General features: G+C 63.4%; 11 protein-coding genes. 6 read left to right on the top strand and 5 right to left on the bottom strand.

Annotation, left to right across the window (positions count from 1 at the left end; translation table 11 throughout):
- Positions 1-51: 51 nt before the first annotated feature.
- The 5 genes from AC56K1_RS10260 to AC56K1_RS10240 form a co-directional block, all read right to left on the bottom strand.
- Positions 52-2,760 carry a TonB-dependent receptor gene (locus AC56K1_RS10260; RefSeq protein WP_497157737.1) on the bottom strand — a complete coding sequence of 903 codons (2,709 nt, stop codon included), beginning with the start codon at positions 2,758-2,760 and terminating at the stop codon, positions 52-54.
- Positions 2,761-3,793: 1,033 nt separating this feature from the next.
- Positions 3,794-4,588: a sulfite exporter TauE/SafE family protein gene (locus tag AC56K1_RS10255; RefSeq protein ID WP_497157815.1), complete on the bottom strand. Its 795-nt coding sequence runs from the start codon at positions 4,586-4,588 to the stop codon at positions 3,794-3,796.
- Between the two features lie 13 nt (positions 4,589-4,601).
- Positions 4,602-5,033 (bottom strand): DUF6691 family protein, encoded by a 432-nt coding sequence (locus AC56K1_RS10250; RefSeq protein ID WP_497157736.1) that lies wholly within the window; start codon positions 5,031-5,033, stop codon positions 4,602-4,604.
- Between the two features lie 9 nt (positions 5,034-5,042).
- Positions 5,043-5,474: a YeeE/YedE family protein gene (locus AC56K1_RS10245; RefSeq protein ID WP_497157735.1), complete on the bottom strand. Its 432-nt coding sequence runs from the start codon at positions 5,472-5,474 to the stop codon at positions 5,043-5,045.
- A gap of 10 nt (positions 5,475-5,484) precedes the next feature.
- On the bottom strand, positions 5,485-5,802 hold the full coding sequence (locus AC56K1_RS10240) for a metalloregulator ArsR/SmtB family transcription factor (protein ID WP_497157734.1): 318 nt from the start codon (positions 5,800-5,802) through the stop codon (positions 5,485-5,487).
- 110 nt (positions 5,803-5,912) lie between these two features.
- Between AC56K1_RS10240 and AC56K1_RS10235 the strand changes: the two genes are divergently transcribed.
- The 6 genes from AC56K1_RS10235 to AC56K1_RS10210 all read left to right on the top strand — a co-directional run bounded on the left by AC56K1_RS10235 (position 5,913) and on the right by AC56K1_RS10210 (position 13,754).
- Positions 5,913-6,662 carry an MBL fold metallo-hydrolase gene (locus AC56K1_RS10235; RefSeq protein WP_497157733.1) on the top strand — a complete coding sequence of 250 codons (750 nt, stop codon included), beginning with the start codon at positions 5,913-5,915 and terminating at the stop codon, positions 6,660-6,662.
- Between the two features lie 29 nt (positions 6,663-6,691).
- Positions 6,692-7,129, top strand: a complete 438-nt coding sequence (locus tag AC56K1_RS10230; RefSeq protein ID WP_497157732.1) for a protein tyrosine phosphatase family protein — start codon at positions 6,692-6,694, stop codon at positions 7,127-7,129.
- Between the two features lie 225 nt (positions 7,130-7,354).
- Positions 7,355-7,612: a hypothetical protein gene (locus tag AC56K1_RS10225; protein ID WP_497157731.1), complete on the top strand. Its 258-nt coding sequence runs from the start codon at positions 7,355-7,357 to the stop codon at positions 7,610-7,612.
- 63 nt (positions 7,613-7,675) lie between these two features.
- On the top strand, positions 7,676-8,992 hold the full coding sequence (locus AC56K1_RS10220; protein WP_497157730.1) for a TolC family protein: 1,317 nt from the start codon (positions 7,676-7,678) through the stop codon (positions 8,990-8,992).
- Positions 8,989-10,581 (top strand): efflux RND transporter periplasmic adaptor subunit, encoded by a 1,593-nt coding sequence (locus tag AC56K1_RS10215; RefSeq protein ID WP_497157729.1) that lies wholly within the window; start codon positions 8,989-8,991, stop codon positions 10,579-10,581. Before AC56K1_RS10220 ends, AC56K1_RS10215 begins: the two co-directional genes overlap by 4 nt.
- A complete protein-coding gene (locus AC56K1_RS10210) occupies positions 10,578-13,754 on the top strand; it encodes an efflux RND transporter permease subunit (protein ID WP_497157728.1) in 3,177 nt (1,058 codons plus the stop codon). Before AC56K1_RS10215 ends, AC56K1_RS10210 begins: the two co-directional genes overlap by 4 nt.
- Positions 13,755-13,799 lie beyond the last annotated feature (45 nt).

Genomic DNA, 13,799 nt, shown 5'->3' with positions numbered 1-13,799 from the left:
ACCGCCGCGAAGGATACACGCTGAACGGCCGCCCGGGTTTCATTGCAATGCTTAGAACCTGTAGCCGAGGCGGGCGTACCAGCGGCGCCCCAACAGGTCGTAGGTCATGGTATCGGTGTTGCCATCCGTCCAGCTCTGGATATACGGGGCACGCTTGTCGAACAGGTTGTCGACGCCGAACGAAATCGCCATCGCCTGGTTGAATGCGTACTTCACGCTCGCGTTGTGGTAAGCGATGCTCGGTGCGCGCGCGCCGATATCGGTTGGCGCGGCATTGATGTCGTCAGCCTTGCCGATGTACTGGACGGTATAGGACCCGGACCATGGGCCGCTGGACGTCGTGAGGGATGCCGTCGACCTCCACTTGGCGTAGCTGCCACGGCCTCCCGTGATTTTGCCTCCATATTCGATGACCTCGCCACCAGGGAAGGGCGTCACGTCAAACCGGTTCAGACGGGAGACGTCCGCGGTGAGGGCGGACGACCATCCAAAGAGGTTGAAATCGACCATTGCGCCGAAGTCCAGGCCTGCGACCTTTTGCTGCGCAGCGTTCTCGGGCTGTGACGACAGGAAGTTGATCTCGCCGGTACGGGGATCGCGTGTGAAGCTCGATGGGCCGCAGAAAATATGCGCCAGGCCCGGCGAGTTGTAGCACACCGACAGTTTGGTCGAGCCTGGAACGGTCTCGATGGCGTTATCGATCTCGATATTGAAATAGTCCAGGGTCAGAGTCAGCGCCTTCGAAGGTGTCCATACCAAACCGACCGTGAAAGTATCCGCTTCTTCCGGCTTCAGGTTCTGGTTGCCGCCGCCGGTCGTCAGGATCGACGGGCCGAACTGCCTGAATCCGACAGGAACGCCGGAAACCTGGCAATTCCTGTAAACCGCCGAATTCGGATCAAGCGTGTTCCAGTTGTTGCACGGGTCGGTCGTCGTCAGGTTACCCTCGGAAACGCCGCCAAAGAGCTCGGGAACATTCGGGACACGGAAGGCTGTCGATCGGTTCGCACGGGCCTTGAGCGCAGGGATCACCTGCCAGTCCAGGCCAAGCTTGTACGTGGCCTGGGAACCGAACAGGCTGTAGTCGGAATAACGGGCCGCGGCATTCATGGTCAGGGATTTCACGAACGGCAGCTTTGCCAGCAATGGAACCGACAGCTCGGCGAATACCTCGCGCGCGCTGTACTGGCCGGCGATCGGATCCATGGCATTCGTATTGGCCGCACCCGATACGATCAGGCTATCCGGGTCGCGCCAGCCCTTCTCCCGGCGGTACTCGAATCCGGAGGCAAAACCGACAGGTCCGGCCGGCAGCGAAAGCACCTCGCCGCTGACGCTCGCGTTGAAGCTTTTCTGGTCATTGCCGCCGTGGTCGCGTGTCGTGAAGTGAATATAGTCCAGCACGGCCGGACTCAGGTTTCCGTAGCCCAGGTAATTGCCGCAAGGAGCCGCGGTCGGGGTCTTGCCGCAGGTCGCAGCGTTCAGGGTCGCGTCAACGCGGTCGAGGTTGATGATGTTCCTCATTCCATCCACGCCCGTGTTCCGTCCCCAGTTCACCGACGCTGACCAATCCCATTTCTCGCCAATCTGGCCCTTCAGGCCGGCGACAATGCGAAAGGTATTGGTCTCCTGGAAGAAGTTGCGCGGCCCTACCTCGGCAACCCGGCGCCGCTCAAGCCTCAGGTTTTGCCCGGTCGGATTGGTCGGATGGGTGGCAGCGATTTCAATCGGACGGTACACGCCGATCGCACCTGGCGTTGCCAGCTGATCCGACTGGCGGTTAGTGAACATGAGTTCACTGAACAGGTCCACCTTGTCGGTCAGGCGCATGTTGCCGAAGGCACTGACGCCAACCCGCTTGATCGGATTGACCGCGTTCAGGAACGGATTGCTGTTGTAGGCGTGCTTGGCCGCATTGTAAGTCTCGAAGCCACGCGGATTACCATTCGGATCCTGGTTAAAGTTCACCCGCCGGCCGTCTGCCAGGCGGGCCCGTCCGCCGATCGTCGACGAACTGCCAGAACAGACCAGTTCGCCGTCGTCTTCAAACAGCGCGCAAGGAGCCCGCGAGGCCAGGTTGACCGGGCCACTTTCCGAGTAATTCAGCGACGCCATCAGCGTGCCGCGTTCGCCCATTGTTCCCCACACGAGGTCCGCAGACTTCTCGTCACCATCCCCGCGCTCGGTTTTACCGTACCGGACCGAAGCTTCGACACCATCGAATGCCTTCTTGGTGATGATGTTGACGACGCCGGCAACCGCGTCCGCGCCATAGATCGCCGATGCACCGTCCTTCAGCACTTCGATGCGCTCGATCATCGCGACGGGAATCATGTTCAGGTCGACCGAGCTGTTGGCGCCCGTGCCCCCCGACACGACGCGGCGCCCGTTCAACAGCACCAGGGTGCGATCGGTGCCGAGGCCACGCAGGTTGACCTGCGTCGTTCCATAGCCATTACTGGTCCAGTAGGCACTGGTCTGGTTCCCTGCCGTACCCGCGGATGATGGAAGCCGCTGAAGCAGCGTCTCGATCGAGATCGCGCCGGAACGCTGGATGGTATCGGCATCGATCACGGTAACCGGCCCGACACCGGACAGTTGTTCCTGCCTCAGGTTGATCCGGCTGCCCGTGATCTGGACCCGCTCCATTCCAGTCGCCTGTGTGTTTTCGCTGGTAGCGGGTTGTTGTGCGTGGGCGCCTTGCTGGAGGACCAGCAGTGCGAGCGCGGCTGTCGTTCTTGGGACGTACTTGTGAACCATTTACCCTCCGGATTTCTTTTTTTAACGAAAACTACAGGACCGTGCGGTCAATCGTTCACGGAACATAGCGGGGAGACAAATCATCACGCTGCTTGTCTATACAATCTGAAGACCCTTTCAATTTAGCGAGCTTTTCAGTTTCTGGCAATATTTATCCGTTTTTACAACACTGCACCAAATAAAATTTCGGCGCGAGCGAATCCGCCAGCGCAAATTCACGTTGGTGCGCCGCGACATGGTGCGTAAAGAACCGATCAGTGAGTTGAAATACGACTACTGACTACTGATGCAGGGATCTACGCGATTCGGCCGAACGTCCGCGTGCCGGTAAGGGACGCGGGCACGCCTTCCTGCGGCGGATAGCTACAGGGGCACAATCAATGTTTGATCCGATTGATGGAGTCACGTGCCTGTACGGGACGACGCATTGGTGCAGGCGCGCGCAAGCACGGGGCGATCTTCCTGATGATCAGGACGCATCGCCGGCGTTAGCCGTACAGGATTACGCCGCGATTGACGCGGCCGTGCGTGGAGGTCGTTCGATCCGGGCGGGGACGTGCCCAGTAAATGAAGATGAGGAGAATTGCAGGGCAGTGCCGACCGCTTCTTCAACCGCCGTCACGGCCATCACGGGTGGAGGCGCAAAGGCCCCAATGGAACAGCTTGCACAGGTGCCGCAACCGGATCGTGCGTGCGAACCGTCGTCAGCGCAGTCTTGATCTGGCGATGCCAGGCTTTGCAATGCCGCGCCGGCATGTTCGTGCCCACCATCGTCCGCCCCTGCTTTCAAAGCCGCTTCGGCCTGCACCTCGCTGGATTGGCCGGCAGACGACAAGAGATGATGCGCCGTGCCGCATTCGACCCTCGCCACTCCCGCAATGCTCTGCAGAGGGAGGGAGACGATGATTAGGCACAAGAAAAATGATCGGAGCCTGGCGCGCATATGGTCAATGTAGCATGCTCCCGGGATAGCGTGCACGCAATTTCGGAACGTTCAACACCGCTGGAAAGCAAGGCGATCACCAATCCGCTCTCAAACGGATTTCAGCACCATTCCAAGCGCGACCACGACGCAGATTGACGCGAAGGCGAGCTTCAGGTATCTCTGCGAAAAACGTAAGACGAACACGCTCCCTACGCCGACCCCGGCCACACCGCCGGCGGCAAATGGCAGCGCCACCTCAACATTGACTTGGCCGGTCCACATGCTGGCAGCAAAGCCGCTGAGCGAAACCATGGCAATCATGGCCAGCGAGGTCGCGACGACTGATTCGGCTTCCAGGTCAGTGTAGCGCAGCAGCGCAGGCACCATAACGAAGCCGCCACCCACCCCAAGCAAGCCGGACAGGAGACCGGCGATGCCACCCGAGATGGACAATGCAGTCGCGCACTTGCTGGTCCAGATGAAGCGGCCGCCATGGGCGTCGCGCATGCAAGACGGCACGGGAGCGTGAGCGGCCCGCACGGCCTGCGCCTTGCCGCTTTCCCGGAAGGTTCGCCAAGCGATCCACCCAAGCATTGCGGCAAACAGCATGCTCATCAGTCTGGTATCCAGGCGCTGGGCCAGCCAGACGCCGCCTGGCGCCGCCAATATGCCACTGCCGGCGACCAGCAAGGCCGCACGGTAGCGGACGATACGGGCTTTCAACCCCATGAACGCACCGAAAGCCGCGGCAGTACCCACCGCCAGCAGGCCAATCGGTCCGGCCTCGGCAACGGTCAGGTGCAGGCCGAATACGAGCAGGGGTACGGCGAGGATGCCCCCACCCGCCCCCGTCAATCCCATGACAAGCCCAACCAATGCACCCAGCACAAGCGCCACCGCCATCAATCTGGTCCCCTCATAAGGTCGATGGCTCGGCCCGTACGCGTTCGATCACCTCGAACAGCATCATTCCGGCCAACATGGCGCCGACAAACAGCACGGGCTTCATGCCTCCCTGTGCGAGCGAGGCAAGTGCAGGTCCAGGGCAATAGCCAGCCAGGCCCCAGCCAGCGCCGAAGGTCAGCCCACCCAGCACCAGGCGGCGGTCGATGTCCGTGGCAGTCGGCAAGCGCATCGGGTCGCCGAGGATCGCAGTGCTTCGTTTCGCCGCAAGCGGGAACACCAGCGAGCCCACCAGCACCGCGCCGCCCATCACGAAGGCAAGCGACGGGTCCCAGTTGCCGGCCAGGTCCAGGAAACCGAGCACCTTGGCGGGATCGCTCATGCCCGACAACAGCAGGCCGAGCCCGAACAGCAGCCCGGCCAGCAGCGCCATGAATATCTTCATTTTCCGCTCCTAGCCAATCAGATGGCGAACGATATAAACGGTCGAGAAGCCAGCCAGCATGAACGCGGCAGTGGCCACCATGGACCGCGGCGAACGCCGCGACAGGCCGCACACCCCATGCCCGCTGGTGCAACCCGAGCCGTAGCGGGTGCCAATGCCTACCAGGAGGCCAGCGACGACGAGCACGGGATACCCGGCGTCCACCCGTACTTCCGGCAAGGGCGCGGCAAATCCAAACACAAGTGGCGAGAACACCAGGCCAGCCGCAAAAGCAAGGCGCCAGGCAACATCGCCGCGCGCAGGATTGAGCAAACCACCGACGATGCCGCTTATGCCGGCAATGCGTCCGTTAAACGTCAGGAACATGGCGGCGGCCAGGCCGATCAGCACTCCGCCTGCCAGCGACGTCCAGGGCGTAAAGCTGTTCCAGTCGATTGTCATTGCATGCTTCCTATTCCTTTGGGCAGTAGAGTTGATACAGCAACTGCAGGACCGCCGACGCCTCGCTGCTGGCGATGCTGTAGAAAATCTGCTTGCCCTCGCGACGCGTGCTCACGAGCTGTGCTTCCCGCAACACGGTCAGCTGCTGGGACAGCGTAGGCTGCCGAATGCCGGTAAGTGCTTCCAGCGCGGCCACTGGAAGCTCGCCCTGGCTCATCTGGCACAGCAGGAGCAGGCGATCGGGGTTTGACAGCGATTTGAGCAAGGTGCAAGCGTTTCCAGCTGCGGCATGGAGTTTTACCAAGTCGATTTGCGGTGGCGAAGTCATGGAGCGTAGCAGCAGTGGCGAAAGCAGACATTATACCAGAACATAATCTATAAAAATGTATACAATAGATGTATCGACCGTACTTTCATCTACTGCAACAAGGAGCTGCGATGATTTTTCGACAACTGCATGAACCGCTGTCGAGTACCTATACCTATTTGCTGGGGGACGAAGACACGGGCCTGGCCGTGCTGATCGACCCGGTGATCGCGACCATGGACCGCGACCTGGCCGAGGTCCGCCGCCTTGGCTTGAAGCTTGCTTTTACAGTCGACACCCATATTCATGCCGACCATATCACCGCGGCACTGGAACTGAAGCGTGCCGTCGGCAGCAGGATTGCAGCGCCAGCATGGGACCGCTTGCCCTGCGCCGACGTCGGCATCGAGGAAGGCATCCCGTTCCAGGTCGGCGGCATCAGCTTGCAGCCGCTGCATACGCCGGGGCACACCGACGGGCACTTCGCCTATCTGCTGGATGACCGGGTATTTACCGGCGATGCCTTGCTGATCGAGGGCTGCGGCAGGACCGATTTCCAGAACGGCGATGCCGACGCCCTGTACGCGAGCGTACGGGACAAGCTGTTTGTCCTGCCCGACGACACCCTGGTCTACCCCGCGCACGATTATCAGGAACGCTTCGTGTCGTCGATCGGCCAGGAAAAGAAGCGCAACCCGCGGCTGGGCGGCGACCGGACGCTCGACCAATTCAGGGTCATCATGGCCAAGCTCGACCTGCCGTATCCGACATTCATCGACTATGCCGTTCCCGGCAACCGGCAATGCGGCGTCTGCCCGCCTGACCTGCCGGAGAACCTGTCAAACTACTGCCGCCAGATGACAGAAAGCCCGCAGGGCTGATGCCCTCCCTGACTGAAAAAGGAATCGACATGGCAAACTACACGCAAAGCGGCCCGGACCAGTTCATCGGACCACAGCCTGCCGCGCAGGATCTGGAGGAGGCGAAGCAGCATGGCATTCGCACCGTGATCGACATGCGCCTCCCCAACGAAACGGCTGTGCCGAATGCCGACCTGGCACGGAACGCCGGGCTGGAGTACGTCAGTGTGCCGGTCGACAAGACGGCGCTGTCGGTGAAGCAGGTCGATGAGCTCGATGCCGCAATGAGGCGGACCGAAGGGCCATACCTGTTGCACTGCGCCACCGGCGCCCGGGCCGCCCTGATGCTTGCACTGAGCCGCGCGAAGCAGCATGACTGGACCAGCGAGCGCACCTTCGACGAAGCGCAGGCCATGGGCTTCGACCTTCGCGGCATGCCCGCCTTTGCCTGCTTTGTGGTACAGGCAACTGCCAAGGACGGAGGCTGAACCCGCCTCGCGGCCGAGCTTCATGCTTTTATAAGCGTTGCGCACTTACACGCGCCGCACAATATAGTTAGAATGGTACGAACCGCCCTAGCCTGCCCACCGATGCGACGCTCCTTCCCGGCACTGTTCAGATGTATTGCGCTTCTCCTCGTCATGACGCTCATGACGTCGGGCATGGCAATGGCATCGTACGTATGTCCGGAGATCGTCGGCAAGCAGGCGCCCATGCAAATGGTAGAAGGGGAGTCGTGCGCCGGTATGGACACGGAGCGTCCCGTACATTGCGCCGAGTTCTCGGCCGACACGAAGGCGTCGGTCGACCACCACAATCCCTTGCCGGCGCTGATCCTGCTGTCTTCAGCCAGCCTTGTCCGTATCGTCGCGCCGGTCTCGGCACTCGCTTCCACCCTGCCTTGGCTTGGCGAGCTTCCCGAGCCGGACGCCCACCCGCCATACCTGCGAACCCTGCGTATCCGGGTCTGATCACCTCCCGTCTGGCATGTGCCCGGCCAGTTGCCGGCGCTCGTTTTCATTCGCGGAGGATCTATGGTTTCTTTTTTCATGTCAGGTCATGGCGTGCCGGCCAAGCCTGCACGCCTTGGCCACGCCCTGGCCGTGGCCCTGCTGGTATGTGCTTCAAGCGGCGCGAATGCCGCCTCCGCGGGACTCACTCTGGACCAAGCCCTGGCGCTCGCAAGGTCGACGTCAGCCTCCGCACAGGCGGCGCGGGCCTCGGTTGCGGCAAGCGAGCATGCTGCCGCGCGCGCGGACCAGCTGCCCGACCCTACCCTGAAGCTGGGCATCGATAACCTGCCCGTGACGGGCGCTGACCGCTTTCGCCCCGGCGCCGATTTCATGACGATGCGCAGGATCGGCATCGAACAGCAATGGGTCTCCCGCGGCAAGCGGCAGGCCCGCACCGAGCTGGCACGGCGCTCTGTCGAGACCTTCAAGGCGGCCCATCTCGACAAGCTTGCAACTGTCCGCGTCGAGACCGGGAAAGCCTGGCTCACCGTGCTGTACAAGCAGCGCGCACTCGGCCTCTCCAGGTCGATTGTGCGCGAGATGGAAAGCGATCTTTCTGCCCTCCAGGCGGCGCACCGTGGGGCCAAGGCATCGGCCGGCGACGTCCTGGAGGCAAGGGGCGAACTGCTGCTCGGCAGCGACGGCATCGACGCAGCCGGGCAGGAGCTGCAGACCGCGCTCATCGAGCTGCGCCGCTGGACCCGCACTGATGCCATAAGCGTGTCGGATGATGCGCCGGGCCTCGACACGGCGCTAACCCGCTCGGCCATGCCGCACCTGGCAACAGTGCACCCGGCGGTGCTCGGCGCACGCCGTGCTATCGACCTGGCTGATGCCGACGCGCGCGCGGCCGTACAAGAAAGCCGGCCTGACTGGTCATTCGAAGCCGGCTTCTCCCAGCGCGGCGGCGGGTTTTCGAACATGGTGTCGTTCGGCGTCAGCATTCCCATGACCGTCCACCGCGCACAGCGCCAGGATCGCGAGATCGCCGAGAAGGCCGAACTTGGCACGCGGGCCAGGCTGGAGTATGAAGAAGCGCTGCTCGAGTCACGCTCGGCAATCGAGGCTGAGCTCGGGAAGCTCGACAGCCTGAAGCGCCGGATCGCGCGGCTCCAGAAAGAGCTGCTGCCGACTGCGGCCCAGCAGGCCGCGACCGCGCTGGCCGACTATCGTGGTGGAACCGGCAGCCTGACCGCGGTATTCAAGGCCCGGCGTTCCGCCCTGGAGCGCGCGCTCCAGGTCAATGCGCTGGAACTGGAGGCAGCCCTGGTCTGGGCGGGACTGGAGCTACGCCTCATCCCGGAGGACATGGCAAGTAGCGGGAGGGCAGTCGAATGAAGCGCTCCCTCGTCACGAAGGTCCTGCTCGTCGCCGCTGCAGCCGCCCTGACCGGGTATGGCGGCTACTGGCTGGGCGCGAACCGTTCCGCTGGCGCCTTCGGGGGGCACGGCGACGGCAACGCGCCGGCCACCGCCTCCCCATCGGATCCAGGCAAGCGGGTCCTGTACTGGCACGATCCGATGGTCCCCGGCAAACGCTTCGACAAGCCCGGGAAAAGCCCGTTCATGGACATGCAGCTGGTCCCGGTGTATGCCGAAGAGGGCGACACGGCTGGGGTCAGGATCTCGCCGACCCTCCAGCAGAATCTCGGTATCCGGTTCGCGACGGTTCGGCGCGAAGAAGTCGTGGACTCTCTCGATCTGGTCGGCACCACCCAATTCGATGCGAGCCTCGAGGCGGTTATCCAGAGCCGCAGCGCCGGCTACATCGACAGGCTTGACGTCCGCGCGCCATTGCAGCGGGTCAGGCGGGGCCAGTCCGTCGCCTCGGTGTTCGTCCCGGAGTGGATCGCGCCCCAGGAGGAATACCTCGCGCTCAAGCGCGGGGGCGACGCCATGCTCGCCGCCGCGGCACGGCAGCGCATGCGTGCACTCTCGATCCCCGACTCCCTGGTCACGGAGCTGGAGCGAACCGGGCGTGTGCAGACGCACCAGCTGCTCGCCTCCCCCGTTTCCGGGATCGTCAGTGAGCTCGGCGTGCGTGAGGGCGCCCAGGTAACACCCGGCATGACGATTGCCAAGGTGGTCGGCACGCAGACAGTCTGGCTGCTTGCCGAGTTGCCGGAAGCCCTCGTCGGCTCGGCGCACACCGGCATGCGGGTAAGCGCGACGGCCGGCGGCAACACCCGGCGCGCCTATGAAGGCAGGGTGCGTGAAATCCTGCCAGGCGTGAACGCCACTACCCGGACCGCCCAGGCCCGCATCGAACTGGACAACCGCGACGCATCGCTGATGCCCGGCATGCTGATGCGCGTCCGGCTCAGCGCCATTCAGGCCCAACCTCGCCTGCTGGTGCCGACCGAGGCCGTCATCGCTTCGGGCGCCCGCTCCATCGTCCTGGTCGCCCAGGGCGACAGCGTGCGTCCGGTGGTCGTGACGACCGGTCGCGAGACCGGGGACGCCACCGAGATCCTGGGCGGCCTGGAGGAAGGCCAGAAAGTCGTCGCCTCCGGCCAGTTCCTGATCGACTCCGAAGCGAACCTGAAATCGATTCTGCCCAAGTTTTCGAATGCGGCACCGACGACGTCGGCCACTGACGGCGCGGGCGCGGGGCCTGGAGCAGGCCGCATGGACACCCTGAAGAAGCGGCCCGCCGCCGCCGCACAGCCGGACAAGCCAGTCAAGGCTGCGGCAACCGTGCACACGGCGGTCGGCAAGGTGGACCAGGTGTCGGCTGATTCCATCACGCTTTCGCACGGGCCGGTCGCCACGCTGCAATGGCCGCCCATGACGATGGAGTTCATCAAGCAGGCGCCCGATGCGTTCAAGGACATCAAGCCCGGCCAGACCGTCGAATTCGGCTTCGTCGAGGGACCCGACGGCTATGTGCTCAAGCAGGTCGTGGTTGTAAAGGGCGGCAAGCAATGATTGCCCGCATCATCCGCGCGTCAATCGCCGCACGGGTCTGGGTCCTGATTGCCGCCGGTCTCCTGGCGGCATGGGGCGTCCACTCGCTGCGCACGACCTCGCTCGACGCCCTGCCCGACCTGTCCGACACGCAAGTCATCATTCGCGCCCAGTACCCGGGCAAGGCACCGCAAGTGGTCGAGGACCAGGTCACCTATCCCTTGACCCTAGCCCTTCTTTCCGTGCCTGGTGCCACCTCCGTGCGCGGCTATTCCTTCTTCGGCGATTCCTTCGTCTACGTGCTGTTCGATGACGCGACCGACCTGTACTGGGCACGCTCGCGCGTCACCGAGTACGTCAATCAGGTGCAGAGCCGCCTGCCCGCGGGTGTGCGGGCCGAACTGGGACCTGACGGCACCGGGGTGGGCTGGGTATTCGAGTATGCACTGGTCGACCGGACCGGACGGCACGACCTGAGCCAGCTGCGCGCTCTCAACGACTGGTTCCTGAAGTTCGAGCTCAAGACGGTGCGCGACGTCGCGGAAGTGGCCAGTATCGGCGGCATGGTCAAGCAATACCAGGTCGTCCTCGACCCCAACCGGTTGCGCGCATTCCGCATGTCCCACACCCGGGTGCTCGACGCGATTTCACAGGCCAACCAGGAAGCCGGCGGCTCGGTCGTCGAGATCGCGGAAACCGAGTATATGGTGCGCTCGCACGGCTACCTGCGATCGCTGGAGGACTTCCGCAATATCGTCCTGGACGCGAGCGAAGCTGGCACGCCAGTCCTGCTGCGGGATGTCGCCACGGTGCGCCTGGGGCCCGAGATGCGGCGCGGTATCGCCGAGCTTAACGGCCAGGGCGAAGTCGCCGGCGGCGTGGTGATCATGCGATCCGGGAAAAACGCACTCGACACCATTGCCGCCGTCAAGGCAAGGCTCCAAACACTGAAGCACTCGCTCCCGAAAGGTGTGGAGATCGTCACGACCTATGACCGGTCGACGCTGATCTCGGCATCGGTGGCGAACCTGGCCAGCAAGCTGGTCGAAGAGTTTGTCGTCGTCGCGGTCGTGTGCGCGGTCTTCCTGTTCCACGTGCGCAGTGCGCTGGTGGCCGTGCTCACCCTGCCGCTGTGCGTGCTGGCAGCATTCATCGTCATGCGCTACCAGGGCGTGAATGCCAACATCATGTCGCTGGGCGGGATCGCGATCGCCGTCGGCGCCGCGACCGATGCCGCGCTGGTACTGGTCGAGAACGTCCACAAGCACCTCGAGGCCCATGCCGACGCCAACGCGGGTGGCGCGCCCGACGCCAGGACCCGCTGGGAAATCATTGCACAGGCATCCGTCGAAGTCGGACCGGCGCTGTTCTTTTCGCTGCTGATCGTGACCCTGTCGTTCATCCCAGTGTTTGCGCTCGAAGCCCAGGAAGGCAAGCTGTTTGCCCCTCTTGCTTACACCAAGACCTACACGCTTGCAGCGGCCGCCGGACTGGCCATTACCCTGGTTCCCGTGCTGATGGGTTATCTCATCCGGGGCCGGATTCCGAAGGAGTCGGCCAACCCGATCAATCGGCTCTTGATCAGAACTTACCGTCCGCTGCTCGATGCCAGCCTGCGCCACCCGAAGACTACCCTGGGTATCGCCGTGATCGCGCTCGTGCTGACCGCCATTCCAATCTCGCGCCTGGGTGGTGAATTCCTGCCGCCGCTAGATGAGGGCGACCTGCTCTACATGCCGTCGAGCCTACCCGGCCTGTCCGCCGCCAAGGCAAGCGAGTTGCTGCAGCAGACCGACCGCCTGATCAAGACGGTGCCCGAGGTGGCGACCGTTTTCGGCAAGGCAGGCCGGGCGGAGACCGCGACCGACCCGGCCCCGATGGAGATGTTCGAAACGACGATCCAGTTCAAGCCGAAGGACCAGTGGCGGCCGGGCATGACCACGGAAAAGCTGGTGGAGGAACTTGACCGGATCGTCAGGATACCCGGGCTGTCGAACGTATGGGTGCCGCCGATCCGCAACCGCATCGACATGCTCTCTACCGGTATCAAGACGCCGGTGGGCATCAAGGTTGCCGGGCCTGACCTGGGCGAGATCGACAAGGTCACGACCGCCATCGAAGCCGCGGTCAAGACGGTACCAGGCGTCAGCTCCGCGCTCGCCGAACGACTCAGCGGCGGCCGCTATATCGACGTCAGCATCGACCGGCTGCGCGCCGCGCGCTATGGGATGAGCGTGGCCGACATCCAGACAGTGGTGTCCACGGCGATCGGTGGCGACAACGTGGGCGAAGTGGTCGACGGGCGGCAGCGCTTTCCGATTAACGTGCGCTACCCGCAGGACTACCGCGACTCGGTTCAGGCCCTGCGCGAGCTGCCGATCGTCACCGCCCGAGGCGCACAGATCCGGCTTGGCGACGTGACGACGATCGTCGTGATGGACGGCCCCCCGATGATCCGAAGCGAGAACGCGCGCCTGTCCGGATGGGTGTACGTGGATGTCCGCGGCGTCGACCTTCTCAGTGCGGTGCGGGCGATGCAGGAACGTGTTCGTGAAACAGTCACGCTGCCGCCAGGGTATGCGATTGCCTGGTCGGGGCAGTTCGAATATCTCGAGCGCGCGTCCGAGCGCCTGATGACCGTCGTCCCACTTACCTTGCTGGTCATCTTCCTGCTGCTCTACCTGGCCTTCCGCTCCATATCGGAAGCAATCCTTTTGATGGCGACCGTGCCGTTCGCACTCGTGGGCGGATTCTGGCTGGTCTGGCTGCTTGGCCATGCCGTGTCGGTCGCCACGGCAGTGGGATTCATCGCGCTCGCAGGGCTGGCGGCCGAGTTTGGCGTGGTGATGCAGGTGTATCTCCGCAATGCGCTGCAGAGCCGGCTCGATGCCGGGCGTGCATTGACCAGCGAACTGGTGCTGGAAGCGATCACGGAAGGCGCGCTCCTGCGCGTGCGTCCCAAGGCGATGACGGTTGCAGTCATCGTGGCCGGGCTGCTTCCCATCATGTTCGGAAGCGCGGCCGGTTCCGAGGTGATGCAGCGGATTGCGGCGCCGATGGTTGGGGGGATGGTGACGGCCCCGCTGCTGTCGCTATTCGTTATCCCAGCCGCGTGGCGGTTGCTGCAAGAACGGCGCATTCTTACACGACAAGATGGGGGCGTGTGGTCGAGGGACGCGGCGGATGGATCGTGATGGCGACCTTGATTGTTTATGTTGAGTTACCTCCAAACGCGTATT

This window comes from Telluria sp. ZB4P37, assembly GCF_059685855.1.
The sequence above is the reverse complement of the archived record's forward strand: the minus strand, read 5'-3'. Positions and strand labels throughout refer to the sequence as shown.